20 protein-coding genes are annotated in these 24103 nt (G+C 40.7%); 5 read left to right on the top strand and 15 right to left on the bottom strand.

The window, feature by feature from the left end; all coding sequences use genetic code 11:
- Positions 1–69: 69 nt before the first annotated feature.
- The 6 genes from AQ505_RS26255 to sucD all read right to left on the bottom strand — a co-directional run bounded on the left by AQ505_RS26255 (position 70) and on the right by sucD (position 6575).
- Entirely contained in the window at positions 70–273 is a 204-nt protein-coding gene (locus AQ505_RS26255; RefSeq protein WP_082461694.1) for a cysteine-rich CWC family protein, read from the bottom strand.
- Positions 274–733: 460 nt separating this feature from the next.
- Complete coding sequence (locus tag AQ505_RS23300) at positions 734–3112, bottom strand: ribonucleoside-diphosphate reductase subunit alpha (protein WP_062550382.1); 2379 nt, start codon at positions 3110–3112, stop codon at positions 734–736.
- Between the two features lie 109 nt (positions 3113–3221).
- Positions 3222–4196, bottom strand: a complete 975-nt coding sequence (locus AQ505_RS23305) for a ribonucleoside-diphosphate reductase small subunit (protein ID WP_062551177.1) — start codon at positions 4194–4196, stop codon at positions 3222–3224.
- 374 nt (positions 4197–4570) lie between these two features.
- The gene (locus tag AQ505_RS23310; protein WP_231634966.1) at positions 4571–4942 is read right to left on the bottom strand and encodes a septal ring lytic transglycosylase RlpA family protein; all 372 of its coding nucleotides are present in this window, start codon (positions 4940–4942) and stop codon (positions 4571–4573) included.
- 136 nt (positions 4943–5078) lie between these two features.
- On the bottom strand, positions 5079–5561 hold the full coding sequence (locus AQ505_RS23315; protein WP_062551178.1) for a methionine-R-sulfoxide reductase: 483 nt from the start codon (positions 5559–5561) through the stop codon (positions 5079–5081).
- Positions 5562–5702: 141 nt separating this feature from the next.
- Positions 5703–6575 (bottom strand): succinate--CoA ligase subunit alpha, encoded by an 873-nt coding sequence (gene sucD, locus AQ505_RS23320; protein WP_062550384.1) that lies wholly within the window; start codon positions 6573–6575, stop codon positions 5703–5705.
- 240 nt (positions 6576–6815) lie between these two features.
- Here sucD and AQ505_RS23325 point away from each other — a divergent pair, with 240 nt between their 5' ends.
- Positions 6816–7244, top strand: coding sequence for a hypothetical protein (locus tag AQ505_RS23325; RefSeq protein ID WP_062550385.1), 429 nt, complete (start codon positions 6816–6818; stop codon positions 7242–7244).
- A gap of 164 nt (positions 7245–7408) precedes the next feature.
- Here AQ505_RS23325 and AQ505_RS23330 read toward each other — a convergent pair whose 3' ends face one another.
- Both AQ505_RS23330 and truA read right to left on the bottom strand, forming a co-directional pair.
- On the bottom strand, positions 7409–9181 hold the full coding sequence (locus AQ505_RS23330; protein ID WP_062550386.1) for an ABC transporter ATP-binding protein: 1773 nt from the start codon (positions 9179–9181) through the stop codon (positions 7409–7411).
- A gap of 1 nt (position 9182) precedes the next feature.
- Positions 9183–9950, bottom strand: coding sequence for a tRNA pseudouridine(38-40) synthase TruA (truA, locus tag AQ505_RS23335; RefSeq protein ID WP_062551179.1), 768 nt, complete (start codon positions 9948–9950; stop codon positions 9183–9185).
- An 83-nt stretch (positions 9951–10033) separates the two neighbouring features.
- On the opposite strand from truA, the gene AQ505_RS23340 reads away from it, so the two are divergent.
- Positions 10034–10492, top strand: a complete 459-nt coding sequence (locus tag AQ505_RS23340) for a DUF4293 domain-containing protein (protein ID WP_197286260.1) — start codon at positions 10034–10036, stop codon at positions 10490–10492.
- Between the two features lie 84 nt (positions 10493–10576).
- Positions 10577–12484, top strand: a complete 1908-nt coding sequence (locus AQ505_RS23345; RefSeq protein ID WP_187665873.1) for a DEAD/DEAH box helicase — start codon at positions 10577–10579, stop codon at positions 12482–12484.
- Between the two features lie 85 nt (positions 12485–12569).
- On the opposite strand, the gene AQ505_RS23350 is transcribed toward AQ505_RS23345, so the two are convergent.
- From AQ505_RS23350 to AQ505_RS23365, 4 genes are all read right to left on the bottom strand, one after another.
- A complete protein-coding gene (locus AQ505_RS23350; RefSeq protein ID WP_062550388.1) occupies positions 12570–12890 on the bottom strand; it encodes a hypothetical protein in 321 nt (106 codons plus the stop codon).
- 52 nt (positions 12891–12942) lie between these two features.
- Positions 12943–13941, bottom strand: coding sequence for an NAD(P)H-dependent glycerol-3-phosphate dehydrogenase (locus AQ505_RS23355; RefSeq protein WP_062550389.1), 999 nt, complete (start codon positions 13939–13941; stop codon positions 12943–12945).
- A 75-nt stretch (positions 13942–14016) separates the two neighbouring features.
- On the bottom strand, positions 14017–15363 hold the full coding sequence (locus tag AQ505_RS23360) for an efflux RND transporter periplasmic adaptor subunit (RefSeq protein ID WP_062550390.1): 1347 nt from the start codon (positions 15361–15363) through the stop codon (positions 14017–14019).
- A 44-nt stretch (positions 15364–15407) separates the two neighbouring features.
- Positions 15408–16862 carry a TolC family protein gene (locus AQ505_RS23365; RefSeq protein WP_062550391.1) on the bottom strand — a complete coding sequence of 485 codons (1455 nt, stop codon included), beginning with the start codon at positions 16860–16862 and terminating at the stop codon, positions 15408–15410.
- Positions 16863–16949: 87 nt separating this feature from the next.
- Between AQ505_RS23365 and AQ505_RS23370 the strand changes: the two genes are divergently transcribed.
- Together AQ505_RS23370 and AQ505_RS23375 are read left to right on the top strand one after the other, a co-directional pair.
- A complete protein-coding gene (locus tag AQ505_RS23370; RefSeq protein WP_062550392.1) occupies positions 16950–17567 on the top strand; it encodes a polysaccharide deacetylase family protein in 618 nt (205 codons plus the stop codon).
- Positions 17568–17842: 275 nt separating this feature from the next.
- The gene (locus AQ505_RS23375; RefSeq protein ID WP_062550393.1) at positions 17843–20119 is read left to right on the top strand and encodes an aconitate hydratase; all 2277 of its coding nucleotides are present in this window, start codon (positions 17843–17845) and stop codon (positions 20117–20119) included.
- 102 nt (positions 20120–20221) lie between these two features.
- Here the strand turns inward: AQ505_RS23375 and AQ505_RS23380 are convergent, their stop codons facing one another.
- The 3 genes from AQ505_RS23380 to AQ505_RS23390 form a co-directional block, all read right to left on the bottom strand.
- Positions 20222–20674 (bottom strand): putative signal transducing protein, encoded by a 453-nt coding sequence (locus tag AQ505_RS23380; RefSeq protein ID WP_062550394.1) that lies wholly within the window; start codon positions 20672–20674, stop codon positions 20222–20224.
- A 28-nt stretch (positions 20675–20702) separates the two neighbouring features.
- Positions 20703–22040: a GH1 family beta-glucosidase gene (locus AQ505_RS23385; protein WP_062550395.1), complete on the bottom strand. Its 1338-nt coding sequence runs from the start codon at positions 22038–22040 to the stop codon at positions 20703–20705.
- 135 nt (positions 22041–22175) lie between these two features.
- Positions 22176–23990, bottom strand: a complete 1815-nt coding sequence (locus tag AQ505_RS23390) for a MutS-related protein (protein ID WP_062550396.1) — start codon at positions 23988–23990, stop codon at positions 22176–22178.
- Between the last annotated feature and the right edge of the window lie 113 nt (positions 23991–24103).

A 24103-nucleotide genomic window follows, 5' to 3' on the forward strand; every position in this document is an offset into this window, starting at 1 on the left:
TGTGATACAAAGTTAGCAGAAAATAATTTCCACTCTAATTGTTATTTGAAAGATGTGTGAGCCATGAAATTAAGCGGATACCAGCTCTCTATATTCCTGTTGAAGTTCGAACAGACATTTCGCACAGAGACAGCTTTCATAATGTTCGCTGATGTACTGTACTTCATTCAGGTTTAGCTGGACTGCACTGCACTGACATTTCGTGTAGGAGTTGGCCTTACACTCTATAGGTGCACCGCAACGTTCGCATGGAATAATTTCGTGTTTGGCCATTATTTCACAAAGATACGAGATCCCAGATTAAGCTGTATAAACGTTAATAAATATGACAAAAGCCTTATTTACAACTAAAAAGCATGTGGATAACCCTGTGTAGAACCTGTGGGTAACGCGTTAGCAACCTGTTGGCAGTCGGTGGACAACCTGTTTGTAACCTATACCCTGCTGTGGAAAACGGGTGAGTAACTATTCAGCTATGTGGATAATCCTGTGCAAAACCTGTTGGCAAGCTGTGGGTAACACGTTAGTAACGTGTTGGAAATTCTACAGAAATCGTGGATAACAGTGGAAAAAGAGCATTCAATTGTGCAAAAGCCAAGTATAACCTGTGGACAAGCTGTGTAAAACCAAAAATAAAAATGTGGATAACCTCAGTATGAGCAGCAGTATCTGACCATAAAAAAGGGGCAAGCTTTGAAACTTACCCCTGATGGTTTATGCGTTTAGATTGGAATTAACCAGAGCAACTAATGCAGCCTTCTTCCATTGAACAAACCGGGCCGTCAGTAATTTCTTCTACAACCTGATCAATATGCTCAGGAATGACTGGTTCCATGTTTTTACCGGCTTGGTTCTCTACTGTAAACTTAACCGCTTGTGAAGCCGCTTGTGTACGCAGATAATACATACCAGTTTTCAATCCTTTTTTCCATGCGTAGAAGTGCATTGAAGTTAGCTTCGAAGTGTTTGGTGCATTGATAAACAAGTTTAGTGATTGCGACTGGCAAATGTAAACACCTCTGTCGGCAGCCATATCAATAATGCTGCGCATTTTGATTTCCCAAACTGTTTTGTACAATTCTTTAATATAATCAGGAATCTCAGCGATGTCCTGTATCGAACCATTCGCTAAAATAATTCTGTCTTTCATTGCTGGAGTCCAAAGGCCTAAAGCAACAAGATCCTTTAATAAGTGTTTGTTAACAACTACGAATTCACCACTCAATACCCTTCTGGTATAGATGTTAGAAGTATAAGGCTCGAAGCACTCATTATTTCCTAAGATCTGAGAAGTAGAAGCAGTAGGCATTGGCGCTACTAATAACGAGTTATACACTCCGTTTTTAACTACGTTTTTGCGCAATGATTCCCAATCCCAACGGTTACTATCCGGCTGTACATTCCAAAGGTCGAACTGGAACTTACCTTTAGACAAAGGAGAACCTTTAAAGGTTTCGTAAGGACCATTCACAACTGCAAGGTCATGAGAAGCAGTCATTGCCGCGAAATAAATCGTTTCGAAGATTTCTTTATTCAACTGACGTGCACCTTCACTTTCGAAAGGCAAACGCATCAAAATAAAGGCATCTGCTAATCCTTGTACACCCAATCCGATTGGTCTGTGACGCATATTAGAGTTTTGCGCCTCAATTACCGGGTAATAGTTGTAATCGATGATCTTGTTCAGGTTTAAAGTAGCCTGATACGTCACATCATATAATTTTTGGTGATCAAATTCACCGTTAATCACATATCTAGGTAATGCCAATGAAGCTAAGTTACATACCGCAACTTCGTCTTTAGAAGTATACTCGATAATCTCTGTACACAGGTTAGAACTTTTGATTGTACCCAGGTTTTGCTGGTTAGATTTGCTGTTTGCAGCATCTTTATACAATAAATAAGGGGTACCGGTTTCGATTTGTGAATCCAGGATGGCGAACCATAATTCCTGAGCTTTGATCGTTTTACGGGCTTTTCCTTCTCTCTCATAACGCTCATAAAGTGCGTCAAATTCTTCACCGAAGCAATCCGCTAATCCTGGTGCTTCATGTGGACAGAATAAACTCCAATCCCCGTTTTCTTCTACACGTCTCATGAATAAATCGCACACCCATAGTGCATAGAATAAGTCACGTGCACGCAATTCTTCTTTACCATGGTTTTTACGCAGGTCAAGGAAACTGAATACATCTGCATGCCAAGGCTCTAAGTAAATCGCAAAGGCTCCTTTACGCTTACCTCCACCCTGATCTACATAACGTGCCGTATCATTGAATACTTTTAACATTGGAACAATACCATTACTTGTACCATTGGTACCACCGATATAAGAACCTGTAGCGCGGATATTGTGAATACTCAATCCAATACCACCAGCACTTTGAGAAATTTTTGCCGTTTGTTTCAACGTATCATAAATTCCTTCAATACTATCATCCTGCATCGTCAATAAGAAACAAGAAGACATCTGAGGTTTTGGTGTAGCGGCATTAAATAAGGTTGGTGTAGCATGTGTAAACCAACGCTCACTCATCAGGTTGTAAGTTTTAATCACACTGTCGATATCTCCTTTGTGAATACCTACAGAAACCCTCATGAACAAATGCTGAGGGCGTTCTACAATCTGACCTTCGATTTTCAGCAGGTACGACTTCTCCAGTGTTTTAAAACCGAAGTAATCGAAACCAAAATCTCTGTCGTATATAATGGTACTATCCAGAATATCTGCATTTTCTTTAATCACTTCCCAGACATCATCTGCGATCAGTGAAGCTGATTTTCCAGTCTTCGCATCGATGTACAAATACAGGCTTTCCATCGTTTTTGAGAACGATTTTGTCGTGTTTTTGTGCAAGTTGGATACCGCGATACGGGAAGCCAGCAAAGCGTAATCAGGATGTTTCGTAGTTAAAGAGGCGGCGGTTTCTGCTGCAAGATTATCCAGTTCAGAGGTTGTTACCCCATCATATAAACCTTCAATTACTTTCTTGGCAACATCAATCGGATCTACCAGTTCGACATTAAAACCATAACATAACTTCTCAATGCGAGCCGTTATCTTATCAAACCTAACCGCTTCTTTACGGCCATCTCTTTTTATTACAAACATATTTTTCAGCTTTTTAGAGGTGCTGATCGGGAGGTGGTAAAGATCCCGGCAAAGGCACCGAATTTCAATTATTTATTTTAGGTTACTGTCCTTGAAAAGGAGCAGTAGTTTAAAAGTCGTCATCTAAAGAGAAAGCTGCTGCTTTATCTTCTGCTGAAGTCAGGACACCGCTCTTCTGGTAATCACCTACTCTTTTCTCAAAGAAGTTGGTTTTTCCCTGCAGAGAGATCATCTCCATGAAATCGAATGGGTTAGTGGCATTGTAGATTTTGGTATAACCCAATTCCTGCAGCCATCTATCCGCAACAAATTCAATGTATTGAGACATCAGTTTGGCGTTCATTCCGATTAGTGCTACCGGTAAAGCATCCGTTACGAATTCTTTCTCGATTTCTACTGCATCACGAATAATTCCATGAACCTGCTCTTCGCTTAATCTGTTTTTCAACATGCCATATAGTAAACATGCGAATTCACAGTGTGAACCTTCATCTCTGGAAATCAACTCATTACTAAAGGTCAATCCTGGCATCAGCCCACGTTTTTTCAACCAGAAAATCGAGCAGAAACTACCACTGAAGAAAATTCCTTCTACAGCAGCAAAGGCGACTAAACGTTCAGCAAAGCTACCATTTTCAATCCATCTCAATGCCCATTCTGCTTTTTTCTTCACACAAGGAACGGTATCAATGGCATGGAATAACCTGTCTTTTTCATCAGGATCCTTGATATAGGTATCTATTAATAAAGCATAAGTTTCGGAGTGAATATTTTCCATCATGATCTGGAAACCATAGAAGCAGCGTGCTTCCGGAAGTTGGACTTCGCTCATGAAGTTTACAGCAAGGTTTTCATTTACGATACCATCACTTGCCGAGAAGAAGGCAAGAATATGAGAAATGAAATGTCTTTCGCCATCATTCAAGTTATCCCAGTGTTTCTGATCATCGGAAAGATCAATTTCTTCCGCAGTCCAGAAGCTGGCTTCACTCTTTTTATACATTTCCCAGATTTCAGGATATTTAATTGGCAAAAGAACAAAACGATCTTTGTTTTCTCTTAATAATACTTCTTCTTCTTGCATAAGCATCTTTTTAATAAGGATAAATGTATAGAATAATTTAAAAGCGTCTTAGAATCCAGCGGACAAGCTATCCATACTCAGTTTTTAAATTGGATTGGAAGAAAATTCACCATCAATCTTAAATCACTAAATACTAAAGCTTTAACTAAAAATCCTGATGTGGTTTACTAAAGAACTTTACTATAACAAATATAAAGTCTGGCGCTCTGATTCCTCTATAATAGTTGTTAACAAGCGGTCATATTTATCAACACGCTGAAAAGAAATTGACACACTAATTACCTTGAATTTTGGTATTCATTTCTTTTTATCGATTACAATAGTTTATAATCGATGTTAGTAAATAGAGAATAAACCGGAATATTTAAGGAATGTTATTCTGATTCAAGCTGGTAGCTGATTTCAACTTTTGAATGACCTTTGCTGTAGAAGCCTAGTTTTTTTGCGGCACCAGCGGAAAGATCAATGATGTATTTTTTACTGTGGGGACCTCTGTCGTTCACTTTAACGTGGACTGTTTTGCCGTTGGAAAGGTTGGTCACTTTAACCATGGTTCCGAAAGGTAGACTGAGGTGAGCTGCGGTCATTTTACTGGCCCGGTAGCGGTGACCGCTGGTGGTCCGGCGTCCTTCAAATTTCCTGGCGTAATAAGTAGCATAACCTGTTTTTGTGCGTACCGTTGTATCCGCTTCTATTGTTCCGTTGGTATTGTCGACTCCGGCAGAAATGCCTGTGAAAGACAACATCAAACATAAAAATAAGCAATACTTCATATTTACAATTGTTGGTGAAGGGACAAACATAAGCAAAGTAAATCCGGATAAACAAGAAATGCCCAGCGAATTATCACTGAGCACTATGGTAATTTCCAAAAAAATTCGATTATTTCTTATCAGGAACAAAGGCCATGGAAACTGAGTTCACACAGTTCCTTGTATTCTTGTTGGTGAAGCCTTCGCCAATAAATACGTGCCCCAGATGTGCTTTACAATTTGCGCATACAATTTCGGTACGCATGCCATCTGCATCAGGAATTCTCAATACCGCTCCTTTGATCTCATCATCGAAGCTAGGCCATCCGCATTCGGACTCAAATTTATTCTCTGAGCGGAACAATGGAGCATTACAGCGGCGACAGATATAAGTTCCTTTTTCTTTATTATTCAACAGCTTTCCGGTTCCAGGATATTCTGTTCCTTTACCAACGATTACGTCTTCTTCAGCTTTGGTTAATTTATTCCATTCCATAGGATTCTTGCTTGTTTTTTGGACTTGTTCTTTTTTCTCTTTTTGCGCACAGGCCGTTAGACTAGTGACTACCAGTAAACCGGCCAATATAAATGCTTTATTCATCAGGGCTTTCATCTGCATCTCCTTTATTTAATACAATATACGGCTAAATGGTTTTTAAAGTTTTCCAAAACTGCCATAATACCGTCATCCTTAAATAAAAAAAGCTCCGATGAAAAATTCACCAGAGCTTTTGATTTATACAAGAAGATCTTATTATTTCTTCAATAAAGCAGCCATTGCTTCTCCGATTTCAGCAGGACTTTCTACTACACGGATACCACATTCAGCCATAATTTTCATTTTTGCAGCAGCAGTATCATCTTCGCCACCAACGATTGCACCAGCATGACCCATTCTACGTCCCGGAGGCGCAGTCTGGCCAGCGATGAAACCAACAACAGGCTTAGTACCATGTTCTTTGATCCAAAGCGCAGCTTCAGCTTCCATACCACCACCAATTTCACCAATCATGATGATACCTTCAGTTTCTGGATCGTTCATTAACAATTCAACCGCCTCTTTAGTAGTTGTTCCAATGATTGGATCACCACCGATACCGATTGCAGTAGTAATACCTAAACCTGCTTTCACTACCTGATCAACTGCTTCATAAGTTAAAGTACCGGATTTTGAAACCACACCTACTGTACCTTTTTTGAAGATAAAGCCTGGCATGATACCGATTTTTGCCTCATCAGCAGTAATGATACCAGGACAGTTTGGACCGATTAAACGGCAATCTCTGTCCGAAATATATTCTTTTACTTGAATCATATCCTTTGTTGGGATACCTTCAGTAATACAAACAATCACTTTAATACCTGCTTCAGCAGCTTCCATAATGGCATCTGCAGCAAAAGCTGGCGGAACAAAAATGATAGATACATTGGCACCGGCTTGATCAACCGCATCTTTTACCGTATTAAATACGGGCCTTTCCAAATGAGTCTGGCCACCTTTGCCTGGGGTTACACCACCAACAACGTTAGTTCCGTAATCTATCATTTGAGAGGCATGATAAGTACCCTCATTTCCAGTAAAACCCTGAACAATAACTTTTGAATCCTTATTTACTAAAACACTCATGTATCTATTTTTTTTTGTGCAAATCTAAGCTAATTGGAATGGATTGTCAAATTCATTACCATTTTTATTACAATCCATTTTTATTTTTGATGGCGATCCATTTTCATTTTTGATCAGGAGTCTTTTTCCGTCCTTTTGGATCATCCAAAAAACACGTATTTCCACTATAAAGCAATCATTGTCACAAATTTTTTGATAATTCTGACAAATACCACTTTCTTTACAAAAAAACTTCCTGCCATGAGCCCCCTTAGTATCGTATTCAAAATCACTAACATAGGAAACGGAAAATTCCTAACGACCAAAAACGAAGTGAACAACCTGATTGTAGACGTCATCAATAGAAATCCAACACAGCCTTCTAATATTTTAAGAGCACTTACGATTAAAGAATTCCAGGAAGCTCCGGCCGCAAAGAACGTACTAATCAGCAATGAATATTTTTTCATCAGCGAGATCACAGATGTGGAAATCGCCATTACTTACCTTCCTAAGGAGAAAGTGCTTTCAGATCAGTTCTATACTCAATGGAGATTTGTACAGCTGTCTGAGCCCTATAAACTCATTCAATACCTGGATGAAAATAAAGTAGTCGTTTACAGCGAAAGAACAAAAGTGATTCATACGATTAAACTGGACAAAACGATTAGTGTAGTAGTGAAGGACTAAAGGGGAACTGTCTTCCTCCAATAATGTCCTACCACAGGGCTGGCTAAACCTTTTCAGGCAAACTGGCCCTAGCAGGGCCCTACCTCCCCAGTACCAGCCCCCTACTTAGGCCCAACAAGTATACCGGACTGCAAGGTCATAATTTTGAATATTTATTTATTTTTTTAGGCTGATACTATTCCGCCAGAATTGAATTGAAGATCATATAATCGCTTATAGTAGCCATCCAGTTTCAACAATTCCTGGTGCGTTCCCATTTCCTTAATCTCCCCTTTATCCAGCACCAGAATCTGGTCTGCTTTCTGAATGGTAGACAAGCGGTGCGCGATTACGATAGAAGTTCTTCCTTTCATCAGGTTTTCAATGGCCCGCTGGATCAGCATTTCTGTTTCCGTATCGACCGATGATGTGGCTTCATCCAGCACTAAAATAGATGGATTATACACCAATGCGCGGATAAATGAAATCAGCTGTGCTTGTCCGGCAGAAAGCGTAGCACCGCGTTCCATCACATTATATTGATAACCGCCCGGCAATCGCTCTATGAAATCATGAGCTCCTACCTTTTTAGCTGCATCCACTACTTCTTCCATTCCAATTTCCGGATTGTTCAGGGTAATGTTGTTAAATATAGTATCCGAAAACAGGAACACATCCTGCAGTACTGTCGCAATGCTTTTTCTAAGAAAATCCAGTTTATAATCCTGAATCGGCACCCCATCAATTTTAATCTCTCCTTTCTGAATTTCATAGAACCTGTTCAGAATATTAATGGTAGAAGATTTACCGGCACCGGTAGCGCCTACCAGGGCAATGGTTTTACCTGCCTGCACCTCAAAAGAGATATTTTTCAATACATAATTTTCATCAATATAGGCGAACCATACCTGATCGAAAGTAATAGAACCAGCCATTTTTGCAGGTGCATAAGTACCTTTATCCTCAGTATGTTCATCGGTATCCAATACTTTAAATACCCTTTCAGCACCAACCATCCCCATTTGCAGGGTATTGAACTTATCAGCAAGTTCCCTGATCGGACGAAACAGCATACTAATGTACAGGATGAACTCGGCAATGGTTCCGGGTGTCACATCCATTGGCTTAGCCAGGATGCTTTTAGAGCCATACCAAACCAGTAAGCCCAAAGACATTGCAGAAATGATCTCTACTACCGGAAAAAATATAGAATAATACCAGTTAGAGCGGATATTGGCGTCGCGGTAACGGGCATTGATTTGGACAAACTTTTTATATTCCTGTTGTTCTCTGGCAAAATACTGGATGATAGAAACACCGGAAATGTGCTCCTGCAGATACGTATTCAGGTTAGAAACTTCAGTTCTGATTTCCTGAAAGGCAGATTTGATCGCTTTTTGAAAAACAGAAGTTGCAATCATGAGCAAAGGCATGGGCAGCAATACCACAAAAGTTAAAGCCCAGTCTCTGTAAATCATGACGCCAATGATGACAATCACCATCAGAATATCTCCGATGATGACAATTAGTCCTTCGGAAAAGATCTCTGCAATGGTTTCCAGATCGGAAACGGTGCGGGTGATCAATTGTCCGATTGGCGTATTGTCGAAATATTTTAAGCGTAGTTTGGTGATGTGATTGAACACATTGATCCTGAGGTCACGAATGGCTGATTGCCCGAGGGTATTAGTCAGCAGGGTTTGGCTAAATTGAATTCCTGCTTGAACTACCAGCAGCAGCAGCATCAGGATGGTCATGTTGAACAATCCGCTGTACTCCCCTTTCATGATATAATGATCCAGTGTATATTGAATCAAGAAAGGTCTTGCAGGCGCAATTAAGGCCAGCAATATCGTCAATACGATTGCCCATATAAAGATAGTACGGTAAGGTTTTACGTATTGAAAAACTCTTTTCAACAGGCCAACATTTAACGCATCACCACTTATTTTAGACATATCAATAGGTTACATAAGGATAAACAACACTTACTAAATAGAGTCCGCAAGCAGGAACTGATTGTCCGGCATTACTTCTGTTTTTTTGCTCCATAATCTCCTGAAAATCATTTTTAGTGATTTCCTTTTTACCCACACGGATTAAGGTACCCACAACTGCACGCACCATATTCCTCAGAAAACGGTCTGCGGAAATCGTAAATTTCAATCCGCCTTCTATTTCTTCAAAATAAGCGGCTGTCACTTTACAGTTATTGGTAAAAGTTTGCGTATTTGATTTACTGAAGCAGGAAAAATCAGTATGTTCCAGTATCAGCTTTGCGGCGTCATTCATGGCCGGCACATCCAAATCTCCTTTAAACAACCAGGAGCGATCCAGTTTAAAAGGATCTTTATGAAAATGGAGGTAATAATTATAAGCTCTTTGCGTGGCATGAAAACGGGCATGTGCATCATCTGCGACCGGAAAAACTCTTTTCACTGCAATCTGGTAAGGCAACAGGGAATTGATTCCGGCAATGGATCGTGCCACCTCAACTGGCTTCTCCGGTAGGATTTCCAGGTCGAAATGCGCAAAAAACTGGGTCGCATGAACTCCTGCATCGGTACGTCCGCAACCTAAAGAAGCTACTGGCTGACGGAAATAAACGGACAAAGCTTTGTCCAGGCACTCCTGTACGGTGACTGCATTCGGCTGAATTTGCCAGCCGTGGTAAGCCGTCCCGTTATAGGACAATTCCACAAAATATCGTTGTATGTTCGGTTTCAATAGGGCAAATTTAAACTTTTGGATCAAGATATTGATTGCTTAGTATGGCCCTTTTAATATATTTGTTGAAATTATTGAAAGATATGATACAAAGAGTACAATCAATTTGGCTGCTATTGGCGGGCCTGACTATATTACTTTTATTATTTGTTCCGATTGTGAGCAGCCAGTCTAATGGCTCAGAATATTGGATTCTTGCCACAGGTTTATACCAGAAAACGAATGGTGTTGCGGGAAAAATCGAGTACTTCAAGCCGTTATTCATGAACACGGTAGCGGTAAGTATGCTGTGTTTGGCTACGATTTTCACATTTAAAAATCGAGTCGGACAAAAACGTTTAATTATTTTTGCGATGGTTTCTACACTTTTTTTGGGCTTTTGGGTCTATGATGCGGCACAAAATATGCCTGGTGGAATCGCTTCAGTAAAGCTAGGTATTGGCGCTTTCTTACCCCTTATCAGCCTAATATTTTGCGCATTAGCGATCCGGGGAATCCGAAAAGACGAGCAATTATTGAAGTCGGCAGATAGGCTCCGATAATTAATTACCTCATTTTTATTTAGTTACGTACAAGTGAAATGCCAATAATTAACTGTATCTTTGCGGCTTAATTATAATAAATACATGATAAACCCATTTAAATTATTGGGGATAAGTGATGACGTTGTTAATGCTGTAAAGGATTTAGGTTTCGAAAATCCAACACCTATTCAGGAACAAAGTATTCCTGTACTGTTAGAGGGCAATAACGATTTTGTTGGTTTGGCCCAAACAGGAACAGGGAAAACAGCCGCATTTGGCTTGCCGCTGTTAGAATTGATAGACTTTAAAAGCAATAAGCCTCAGGCATTGATTTTATGCCCTACGAGAGAGCTTTGCTTGCAGATTACTAATGACATCAAGAATTTCTCAAAAAACATCTCTGGTGCTAGTGTAGTTGCCGTTTACGGTGGCGCTAACATTATGCAACAGTTGCGTGAGATTAGAAACGGTGTACAAATTGTTGTGGCTACACCTGGTCGTATGTTGGATATTATTGGCAGAAAAGCTATTGATTTCACGAATGTGAAATACGTAGTTTTAGATGAAGCTGATGAGATGCTGAACATGGGCTTCCAGGAAGACATTAACGACATTTTGTCTACCACTCCTGACGACAAAAAAACTTGGTTATTCTCCGCTACTATGCCTCCAGAGGTTAGAAGAATAGCGAAAAACTACATGGACTCTCCGGTAGAGTTAACCATGGGTACCAAAAACACTGGTAACGTAAATATTGAGCATGAGTACTATATTGTACGTGCTAGAGATAAATACGCTGCTTTAAAACGTATCGTAGATTTTAACCCAGAGATCTTTGCGGTAGTGTTCTGTAAAACCAAAATGGATACACAGGACGTTGCTGAGCACTTGATCAAAGACGGTTATAATGCAGATGCTTTACACGGAGATTTATCTCAGCAACAACGTGATAAAGTAATGCAGCGTTTCCGTGAGCGTAACATGCAATTGTTAATTGCTACTGATGTTGCGGCACGTGGTATTGACGTTCAGAACGTAACACACGTTGTGAATTATTCATTACCTGACGAAATTGAAAGTTATACCCACCGTTCTGGTCGTACTGGCCGTGCTGGTAAAACGGGTATTTCTATCTGTATCGTTAACTCTAAAGAACTTGGAAAAATCCGTCAGATTGAAAGAATCATTGGTAAACCATTTACCAAAGCTACTTTACCTACAGGTTTTGACGTTTGTGAGAAGCAATTATTTGCTTTGGTACACAAGGTTCACAATGTAGAAGTTAACGAATCTCAAATTGAGCAATACATCCCTAGAATTATGGATGAGTTTGCTGAATTGAGCAAAGAAGAAGTGATCAAACGTTTTGCATCTTTAGAGTTTAACCGCTTTTTAGAGTATTACAAAAACGCTCCTGATTTGAATTCTTCGGCTGATGATCGCGGTGAGAGAGGTGAACGTGGAGAGCGCGGTGAAAGAGGTCCAAGAAACAGTGAAGGTTACACACGTTTGTTTATCAACTTAGGTTCGGTAGATGACTTTACAAGAGGTGATTTATTATCTTTTGTTTGTAACAACGGTAAAATCAGTGGAAAAAGCATTGGCAAAATCGACTTAAAAGGTGTGTATTCATTCTTTGAAGTAGAAGATGCAACTGTAGAATCTTTATTCAATAATTTCAAGGGTGTTGAATTCAACAACCGTGGGGTTAGAATTGAGAAAACTGCTGATGGAGACGGTGGCGGCGAACGTCGTGGTGGCGGTGAGCGTCGTGGCGGATTCGGTGGCGGTGGCAGACGCGAAGGCGGAAGTTACGGTGGCGGAAGAAGCGGCGGTGGCGATAGAAGAAGCAGCGGTGGTGGCGGCAGACGCGAAGGCGGAAGCGGCGGCGGTGGTTTCAGAGATTTCTCTGGAAGAAGCCGTGAAGATCGTGGCGGAAACGCTGGTGGTGCAGGCAGACGCGAAGGCGGAAGCGGTGCTGGTAGCGGCGACAGAAGACGTAGATCTTAATCCCATATCATACAAAAAAGCCGGTTTCCTTATGGAGACCGGCTTTTTTAGTAAATCAGGTTTTTCAACCTGTATCTTTAGGCTATTAACTTTTCTTTTCTGGTCTGTTTTTAATCTGAGATTCTTTCAGATAAACCCTGTTTCCTTTTTTATTGATATAATACTTCTTGTTTTTACCGTTGATGTATACATCAGAACCATCAGGTGCCATTTTTCCTTTATAAGTTTTATCTGCAACTTTTGAAGCTCCTTTTACAGCTACTTCTGCAGTTTTATTCCCTACTTTGGTAGCGGTTTTACCGATGGCCTGGCCAACGGATTCTTTTTTCTCCTGCGCATTGGCATTAAAAGCGAATGCCGTAAAGCATGCCAATGCCAGTCCGGCAACTAAAATTTGTTTTCTCATAGCACGATGTTATTTTTTATGATCTGATAACAAGTGATTTGAGAAATTGTTTTTAATTGAGCTGTTCGGTGAGCAGCTGCATTTCCTGCTGTGGTGCATGCTGTTCATAAAGAATCGCGTATACAGCTCTGCTGATGGGCATATCAACCTTATACTTCAGGTTGATGTGGTGCATACATTTTACCGCATAATAGCCTTCGGCCACCATATTCATTTCCAGCTGTGCTGATTTCACGGTATAACCCTTCCCTACCATGTTTCCAAAAGTACGGTTCCTGCTAAACTGAGAATAAGCAGTCACGAGTAAATCTCCCAGATAGGCAGACTCTTTAATGTCTCGGTCTATGGGGTGTACGACATCCACAAATCTTTTGATCTCACGAATGGCATTGGAGATCAATACGGCCTGGAAATTATCACCATAGCCTACACCATGGCATATTCCACTGGCTACAGCATAAATATTTTTCAATACCGCAGCGTATTCCGTTCCGAAAATATCGTCGGAAACATTGGTTTTAATGTATCTGTTGCGGAGAAATCCGGCAAAAACTCCGGCAAACTCCTCGTCTAAAGAGGCAATAGTAAGGTAAGATAGTTTTTCCAGTGCCACTTCTTCTGCATGACATGGGCCACTAATCACCACAATGTCTTTCAGGGGTACCTGGTATTTTTGCTGCAGGAATTCGCCGATAATCTGGTTTTCATCCGGGACGATCCCTTTGATGGCGGAGATGATTTTCTTGCCCTTTAACAGTTCCGGTGTGACTTCTTTCAGCGTTTCTTTTAAAAACGCAGCAGGAACATTTAAAATGATGTAATCCGACTGCTGAATGATACGCACGATGTTACTGGAGATATGGGTATCAGGAAGCCTGATTTCTACAGAACTCAGGTAATTTGGATTGTGTTTGTATTTTTGAAGGTGATCGATGGCGATTTCATTGCGCATCCACCAATAGATTTCTTTTGGTGTTTCATTGTCTGAAAGCATTTTTACAATAGCAGTAGCCCAACTACCCCCACCAATCATTGCAACTTTAGGTATCATACAGTATTAAATAAAAAAACCCCGGTTATTGTTTTAACCGGGGCAATTTACTCATTTAAATAGGATTGAAAAAGTTTACTTTTTGTCTGGGTTGACAAACAATTGATCTTTAGTAGTTTTCTCTACTTTCATTCCATCTTTCAATTTATTCTGAATGGCGGAGTATGGACCCGATACTACTTCTTGTCCGGCTTTCACACCACTTTTAATAATGATATACTGATCGTCCTGAATGCCAGTAGTTACTTCTACTTTTTTAACTGTTCCGGCATTAAAAATATAGACGAATTGTTTCACCGTTTTATCGGTTAGTTTCGTTTTTTGCTTGTCTGCATTCTGGTCATCACCTTGTGGCTTATCATCCGCTTTTTTACTTTCTGTAAATACCGATTGGATTGGAATGGCCAGGCCTTTTTCCGACTGACTCATGATGTCTACCGTTGCCGACAAACCTGGTCTGAATGGAGAAGGAAGGTCTTTAGCGCCACCTTTAACGCCTTCATATGAATCTGCCAGAATCCTGATTTTCACTACGAAATTGGTCACTTGATCCACAGAAGTGGTTGTAGAACCAATGTCTTTAGAAGAACTCGCAATTTCTGTCACTATCCCTTTGAATTTTTTATCTGCAAAAGCATCTACTTCGATTTTAGCACTGTCGCCAACGTTTACCCTGTTGATGTCATTCTCATTTACATCCACGTTTACTTCCATTGTAGTCAGGTTAGAGATCCTCATGATTTCCGTTCCTGCCATCTGTGCAGTACCTAAAATACGGTCACCTAATTCTACAGATAGTTTAGAGATCACCCCATTCACTGGAGCGTAAATTGTTGCTTTTGCTAAGTTCGCATTCGCTTCCTGAACATTTGCTCCGGATTGCTCCAATTGGAATTTAGCCGCTGTATAATCTTCTTTAGATCTGGCAAGGTTTGTTTTTGCGGTCAGATAAGCTGCTTTAGCGGCATCAAACTCCGAAGCAGAAATCACTTTCTTATTGAACAGTTCTACATTACGTTTGTAAGTCGCTTCTGCATTCACAAAATTACCTTCGTTTTGTTTCATCACCTGTAAGGCAGAAGCCACACTTGCTCTTTGTGAGCTGTAAGAGGCTACGGCTCTGTCATAACCCGATTTCAATACATCCGGACGAACTTTAATCAGCAGCTGGCCTTTTTTAACCACATCGCCTTCTTTTACTAAAAGTTCCGTCACCTCACCGGAAACCTCAGAACTTAATTTCACTTCGGTTTCAGGCTGCACTTTTCCACTGGCAGTTACCGTTTCTGTTACGACACGTTCCGCAGCTTTTTCAATCGTCACTTTTTCAATCTTCTCACCACCAATAACGCCCGTAAGCTTTAAAGTAACGACTACAGCAATGAGAATGCCTAGTGTAATGAGTATCGGTTTTAGTTTCATTTGTTTTTGTTTATATATTTATATCAATCGGATCTTGTGAAGGCTTAAAAAACGATCTGTTTGCCCAGGTAGTAATCAATTACTTTAGCCCTGAATATTAAATCGTATTTCGCCTGTATCATGTCGACCTCTGCTTTATTCATGTTGGACTGTGAAGTACTGAAATCTAAAGAATTAACCAATCCAACTGCATAACGCTGCTCAATTACGTGGAAAGCATCTTTTTGTGCGATAAAAGTATTGGTAGTTGCGCTTAAACGGCCTTCTGCAGCTTTTAAATCGGCAACTGCCTGATAAATCACTTTATTTAAATTGTTTTTTGTCAGCTGTTCTTCAGCCAGGCTTTGCAGGTGGTTAATTTTTGCTTTTCTTACCGTTGATCTAGCCTGGAAGCCATTAAAGATTGGAATTTGCAGGGAAAGACCTACATATTGACCAAAGTTATCACGAATCTGATCATCGAAATGATATTTCTCACTAAGCGTTCTAAAGATAGGGGTATTTACAATCGCACCAGAACCTTCTACAACTCCTACTGGTGACACACCAATCACTTCATTAGTACGTGTAATTTGGTTTCTGCCACTCGACCAGTTCGTGCTTAAACCTGCACCAAAAGATAAAGTAGGGTAATAATTTCCTTTCGCTACTTCAATGCCTCTTTTTGCTGCTTCAGCGCGCAAACCCGCCAGTTTGATATCCGGGAACAGCTTCATAGAAGACTCGTAAATTTCCTCGGCATTACCGCTGGAAGCGGCAGGTGTAACAAGATTGGACAATGGGGCCTGAACTTCATACTGTGTAGCAGAAGGTACGTCCATCAATTGCGCCAGCGTCAGGTAAGAAATACTCAATGCATTGACTGCGTTGGTCACTGTCAGATCAGCGGTTGCCAGCTGGGATTTTGCCTGAGAAAGATCTGCCAGCGTTTTATTACCTACATCTAACAGCTGCTGTTCTCTATCCAATTGTGATTTAGCCACAGCCTGTTGTTCTTTCGCTGCTTTTAGCAGGTCTTTATTGTAAAGAATCTGCAAGTAGCTGGTTACGACTTGTAGAACAAGATCGTTTTTAATTTTTTCGGTATTGGTCTTATCGGCACTCAGTAACAGCATGTTCTGCTTGATCTGATTGACCTTCTGAAAGCCCTGAAAAACATTCACTCCTGCGGATAATCCAGCATTCAGGGAGGAGAATTTGGAGCTGTTAAAGGCATTGGTGGATGGATCCACACTACGTCCGAAGTTAATATTGTAACTGCTGTTACTATTTAAAGTAGGCAGTAACGCATTTTTAGATTGTTTTAAATTTTCGTCAGATAGACTCTCACTGAATTTAGATTGTTTTACCTGAAGGTTATTGTTCAAGGTTTTATCAATCGCATCCTGAATGGTAATCACTTCTTGTGCGTTGGAGCGCTGCACAGAACCTGTAATCAATGCTAATGACAAAACTAAGCTGAGCTTGGGTAACGCATTAAAACTGGTAAACTTTCTCATAATTTTAATTTCACAATAATAATATAAACAACTAACTGATTTTGCAAATTTCGCAGGTACACCAAGTGTATTTTGTTACATTTGGGGATGTATCTGGTTAAATCTCCGTTATTATTGAAATGGTATTACCCATCTCTGGTTTGGCACAAAACCCGAGCTCAACGCGTCATTTATTTAACCTTTGACGACGGACCTATACCGGATGTTACAGACTTTGCACTAAAAACATTAAAAAGCTTTAATGCGAAAGCCACCTTTTTTTGTATTGGCGATAATATTCAAAAGCACCCTGCGATCTTCGACCAGTTGAAAGCGGATGGGCATGCGATCGGCAATCATACCTTTAACCACTTAAAGGGCTGGAAAACGGCTGATAAAACCTACCTTGAAAACTTCAGGGCTTGTCAGCAGCTCACCAATACCAATTTATTTCGCCCGCCTTATGGCAGGATTAAAAAGTCACAGATTGCTGGCCTTCGGGCGGAGTTCCCTGAGCTTCAGATCGTGATGTGGGATGTGCTGAGCGGCGATTTCGACGTACAGCTTGCCCCTGAAAAATGTTATGAGAATGTGATCAGACATACCCGCAACGGCGCCATTATTGTTTTTCATGATAGTCTGAAGGCTTTCGACCGGTTAAAATACACTTTACCTCGTGCTTTACAATATTTCAGCGATCAGGGCTATCAGTTTGCCACCTTATAATTTCAAAATGCCATAAGCCAAGCTTAGGCCAAGAATAAAATCCCCGATATTTTACTGTTTTCCTGCACCTTAGGCCTGGATTGTATTTTTTTACTGTTCATTACTGAACAGTGCTGTTCGTAAATGACCAGTATCTGCTATTACTGGTATCACTTTGCTTTATTTAGAATATGTATAAATAATATAATGATCCACAGATGATGGCCTGCACCTGTTTTTTTTCGTAAATTCGCTACAAATAATAAAAATACTTACCCTTTTAACACATATTATCAATGGCTTTTGATATAGAAATGATCAAAAAGGTGTATGCAAACTTTGGCCCCCGTGTAGAGGCGGCTCGTAAATTAGTAGGCAGACCTTTAACACTTTCAGAAAAAATTCTTTACACCCACCTTTGGGATGGTAATACAAATACTTCTTATGTAAGAGGTACTGATTATGTAGATTTTGCTCCTGACCGTGTGGCCATGCAAGATGCTACTGCACAAATGGCTTTATTGCAATTTATGCAAGCGGGAAGACCAAGAGTAGCTGTTCCATCAACAGTTCATTGCGATCACTTAATTACTGCAAAATATGGTGCTGAAGTAGATTTACCAGCAGCAAATACAGAAAGTAAAGAAGTATTTGACTTCCTTGCTTCGGTTTCAAATAAATATGGTATTGGCTTCTGGAAACCAGGTGCAGGTATTATTCACCAGGTAGTATTAGAAAACTATGCTTTCCCAGGTGGTATGATGATCGGTACTGACTCTCACACTGTGAATGCAGGTGGATTAGGGATGGTAGCGATTGGTGTAGGTGGTGCTGATGCATGTGATGTAATGGCAGGCTTACCATGGGAGCTTAAATTCCCTAAATTAATCGGTATTAAATTGACTGGTAAATTGAGTGGATGGGTTTCTGCGAAAGATGTAATCCTTAAAGTTGCGGGTATCCTTACTGTAAAAGGTGGTACTGGTGCAATTGTAGAATATTTTGGTGAAGGTGCCAGCAGCATGAGCTGTACTGGTAAAGGAACCATTTGTAATATGGGTGCTGAAATTGGCGCAACTACCTCTACATTCGGTTACGATGAGAGCATGGAGCGTTATTTACGTGCAACTGACAGAGCAGATGTTGCGGATGCAGCAAATGAAATTAAAGAACATTTAACAGGTGATGCAGAAGTTTATGCAGAGCCGGAAAAATATTTTGACCAGATTATTGAGATCAACTTATCAGAGCTTGAGCCTTATTTGAACGGTCCTTTCACTCCGGATTTGGCTACGCCAATCTCTAAAATGAAAGAGGTAGCTGCAGCAAACGGATGGCCAATGAAAATTGATGTTGGTTTGATCGGTTCTTGTACGAACTCTTCTTATGAAGACATTTCGCGTGCAGTAAGTATTGCGAAACAAGTAGATGAAAAAGGCTTAACTGCTAAAGCAGAATACTGTATCAACCCAGGATCTGAGCAGATTCGTTTCACCATTCAACGTGACGGTTTCTTAGACGTATTCGAGAAAATCGGTGCTAAAGTATTCACGAATGCCTGCGGACCATGTATTGGTATGTGGGACAGAGTTGGTGCGGAGAAACAAGAGAAAAACACGATTGTTCACTCTTTCAACAGAAACTTTGCGAAACGTGCGGATGGTAACCCAAACACTTTTGCTTTTGTAGGTTCTCCAGAATTGGTAACTGCATTGGCTATTGCTGGTGATTTGAGCTTTAACCCACTAACAGATACCTTAACAAATGCAAATGGTGAGCAGGTAAAACTGGATCCACCACAAGGATTTGAATTACCTCCAAGAGGTTTTGACGTGGATGATGCAGGTTATCAGGAGCCAGCGGCTGATGGCAGCGCGGTACAAGTATTGGTTTCTCCAACTTCGCACAGGCTGCAATTGCTTGATCCATTCAAAGCATGGGAAGGTACAGACCTTAAAGGTTTGAAATTACTGATCAAAGCAAAAGGAAAATGTACTACGGATCATATATCTATGGCTGGTCCATGGTTGAAATTCCGTGGTCACTTAGACAATATCTCTAACAATATGTTGATCGGTGCGGTGAACTACTTCAATGAGAAAACTGACAACGTTAAGAATGAACTGACAGGCGAATACGGTCCTGTTCCAGCAACTCAACGTGCTTATAAAGCAGCAGGTATCGGTACTATTGTAGTTGGTGATGAAAACTATGGTGAAGGATCTAGTCGTGAGCACGCGGCAATGGAGCCTCGTCACTTAGGTGTTCGCGCGGTATTGGTAAAATCTTTTGCCCGTATCCATGAAACTAACTTGAAAAAACAAGGGATGCTTGGTTTGACATTTGCAAACAAAGAGGATTATGATAAAATTCAGGAAGATGATACCATTGATATCGTTGGCCTGACAACTTTCAGCCCTAACGTTCCATTAACATTGGTATTAAACCATGCTGACGGCACTAAAGAGGAGATCGTTGTAAACCATAGTTACAATGCTCAGCAAATCGAATGGTTCAAAGCAGGTGGTGCGTTAAACATCATCCGTAGAGAAGCAGCAGAGAAAAACGCATAGCCGTTCATTCAGAGCTTTGATATAGAACGGGCTGGTCATTTCAAATGATCAGCCCGTTTTTTTATAAGTACTCTTAAGAGCTGAGTATATCTGGTCATCCTGTTATTTTTCAAACTCATGTTCGCAGTCGAAACAATGGTAGGTTTTATTGACATGAAATGGATAGACGAACAGGATAAAGGAAATAAAGACAGTCAGCATGCCAAAACGTTTTTTAGTAGCTTGTACATAGCCGACGTGGTTTGATCCGCAATTTGGACATTCCATGCCGGTGGTTGCTGCTTCTTTTACCGGTACCTCTTCTTCCCCCCCATCTGAAGTCATGCTAAAGCCAGGAGAAAATCCTTCCTCCTGAAGAAGTGCAGTGGCTTGCTCCAGGTCTCTTTCAAAAATATGCAGCTTGATTCCTCCTAAGGCCTGTGTATAGAGCGGATTCATACCTATCGTATGTTCATCTGTCAGGAAACACTGCATTCCGCTGTCCAATAGCCTTGATTTTACAATATTTGCTTCAATCGGGTTGTAAAAAGTCTCAAATACAATGATCTTATCCATCTAAATAAGATAAGAAAAATTAAGGGCTTTAGCAAGACAAAAACTGCTGCCACCAGTAACCGGAGTTTTTTATCGTTCTGGCTTGTGTTTTAAAATCATTATGTATCAGGCCAAAGCGGGCGTTGAAACCTTCTGCCCATTCAAAATTATCCAGCAGAGTCCAGGCCATATAACCGGTGATGTTTAGTCCTTCATTTTTGGCTTTCAACAAGGCAGTCAGGTATTCCTGAAAATAGGCAATCCTTTCCTGATCATGTATCGCCCCATTTACGACTTTATCCGCATAAGCAGCGCCATTTTCTGTGATCATCAGGCTTTTTACCTTAGGATAAGCGGCAAATTGCTTGATGATGTTATAAAAGCCATTCCCATTTACCTCCCAGCCCATTGCTGTATGTGGCATTTTACGACTTTTCGCCTTTACTTCCCAGGCCTGGATCACTGGAATAAAAGCATTGTATTTAATCGTCAGGGGAAAGTAGTTCTGAATACCGATAAAATCAAAGTCGAAGCTGAGGCGCTCAGTATGGCGCCAGGTAGAATGCTGAATAGAGAATTTTTCCATCACCTCCCAATCTGTGCCAGGGTAGCCCATTCCTAAGGTAGGTTCGATAAACAAACGGTTCATCAGGCAATCTACGCGCTGCGCGGCCAGCAGATCAGATTCGCTTTGAGTATAAGGAATCACTTCACAGCAGGAGAAACTGGTACCGATATTGGCATTACTGACTTCTGCGCGTAATATTCGTCCGCCATCTGCTTGTGCAATGGCGGCATGATGCACCGCAGAGAAGAAATTGGTGAGTCCGGTTTTGCCTGGCGCATGAATGCCCAGCATGTAACCTAAAGAAGTGAATCCGAATGGCTCATTGAGCACAATCCAGTTTTTCACTTTGTCTCCGTAAGTTTTCGCACAGATGCCGACAAAAGCATTAAAGGCACTGTTGATGCCAAAGGCCGTCCAGCCTCCTTCCGCTTCCAGTGCTTCAGGCAGATCCCAATGGTATAGGGTGATGTAAGGTATGATGCCCTTACGCAGGCATTCATCAATCACTTCATGGTAGAAACGAATGCCTTCTTCATTGACGATTCCTTCTCCATAAGGTAAAATCCTTGGCCAGGAGATAGAAAAGCGAAATATAGAAAAGCCCAGCAATTTAACCAGTTCAATGTCTGCTTTGTAATGGTGATAAAAATCACAGGCGATGGCCGGGGTGTGTCCTTTTTTGATCTTTCCTGAACGTAGAGAATAGGTATCCCAGATCGATGGGCCTTTGCCATATCCATCTGCAGCACCTTCTATCTGCGCCGCAGCAGTAGCGACTCCCCAGGAAAAATCAGTTCCGAAATCTGATGCTTTTATCATAATTCTCCTTTAAGGTGCTGTATTTCTAATGAAATCAGGGTTAAAATAAGGATTTCAATTTCCCCCTGAGCTTCCTCAGAAATTACGTTCAATTGAAATCCTTATCTGAATAAAGGCTAATATGGGGATAAGCTATTAATTTAATGTTAAGCCTATCTCCTTTAATAGTAAAGCCGCGTTGAAAGTAGTACAAGGGCCATATTTTAATTTATAATCGAAATTCATTTCCCCTTCATTGATCTGAATGTCAAAATGATAGTTTCTCACTTGTTTTGGATAATCAGCGATCATTTCGGACAGCTGCAGATCATGAGTTGCAAATAGAGCAGGTGTTTTTTGTTCGATTAACTTTTCAATAAACACTTTAGAGCCGAGAAATTTGTCGCGGCTATTGGTTCCTCTCAGCATCTCATCAATTAATACCAGTGAATTTGAAGCATTACTAATGGCATCCAATATCATCTTTAAGCGGTTCAGTTCTGCTTTAAAGGTAGAGGTCTGGTCATTTAAAGAATCTTTAATGCGCATATAAGACAGGAGATGAAAAATAGAAACGGACATTTTATTCGCGCAAACTGGTGTTCCGGCAAAAGCCAGGACCATATTGATGCCTACAGTTCTTAAGAAAGTGCTTTTTCCTGCCATATTAGAGCCTGTTACAATGTCTACAGTAGGTTTTTCCATCAATTGAAAATCGTTCAGTACACGTACGCTTTGAGGAATCAATGGATGTCCTAATCCGAACACCTGTAAATGAAAATCATCTTCCAGTTCCGGGTATGTCCATTCTGGTTGGTTATAGGCTAGTGTGGCGCAGGAAATCAATTCTTCAAATGCAGTTACACGGGTTAATCCACCCATAACCGGCTTAGCATATTGGTTATGCCATTTCACCAGGTACATGCAGCATTTCAAGTCCCATAGAAAGAATAGATTGAGAAAACCTCCAAGAATCACATTTAAACGTGCGTCAAAGGCCTGAATAATTTTCGCAAGTTGTTTGATCTGTGCACTTACAGCCAGTCCCTCTTCTTTTTCGGCAAACAGATTTCTAATATAAGGGCTGTTCCATGCCACGTCTTCTGTCCATTTGATGATTCCGGAGAAGGAGGTTAATAGGTTTGCCCCCCCTGTAAAGCCATAATAAACTTTATTGATGTGGTGTAAATTCAAAAAGGTAAGTCCAGCATGGAAAGCGGCAAATAAGCCGAGGATCTGCCATAATACGCCACCAAAAATCAGGGCGGCAGCAAAAAGTACCATGGAAAAGTAAGGGACAATTTTCACATAGAACTTTAGCCATGGTTTATCTGTAAAACGCAATTGTTCCGGTAAATCATGAACCAGTTTGCGTTGAATGGTCCGCAAGTGTTCAGGTTGGTGGCTTTGCAATTCTGCACGGAAATGAAAAGTTTGATCGATATGACCGGTCAATTCTTTGATGGCTTCCTGACGTGCTAGTATAGTGTCTTTATCATTCGGTTTACCCAGGTTTTCTGCCAGTAAATTCATACCTCTTTCGGTTTTGCAGCGGTTACTGAAAGCGTATAACGAACCAGGCCCGTAAATATCAAGGTCTGAGGCATAAGGATGCAGTTCATCTTCGTATTGTACCCCACTATTGTAACCATTTTTCCCTGTCAGTATTTGGTTGACTTCATTCTGATAAACCCATAAAAGTTGTCCGGCATAAGTTAACTCTACCTGAACCGCACTTTGCTTTTTTACCAGTATCAAAAACAACACAAATGGAATGACCAATAAGCCTGTTAATATCGGATGAAAGCCCATATTGATGATGGCTGCAAGGATCAGAATTTCCGCAACAAACAACCCTAATCTGGAAAAAGAGATGTTATTGAGTTTCTTTTTAAGGGCAGAAATCCGTGCTTCCTGCGCCGCAATATTATTTTGGTAGTCCTTTAAAATACTATCTTTTGTTTTTACCATTATCTTTGGATGTTCTCTAATTGGATAAATATAGCGATTAGAACTATAGACTAAGGAAAGCAGGATCAGTTTAGCGTGTTTATTCACGATTTCAAGCCTTCATCCCCTATTGA

The sequence above is a fragment of the Pedobacter sp. PACM 27299 genome, assembly GCF_001412655.1.
GTDB lineage: Bacteria > Bacteroidota > Bacteroidia > Sphingobacteriales > Sphingobacteriaceae > Pedobacter.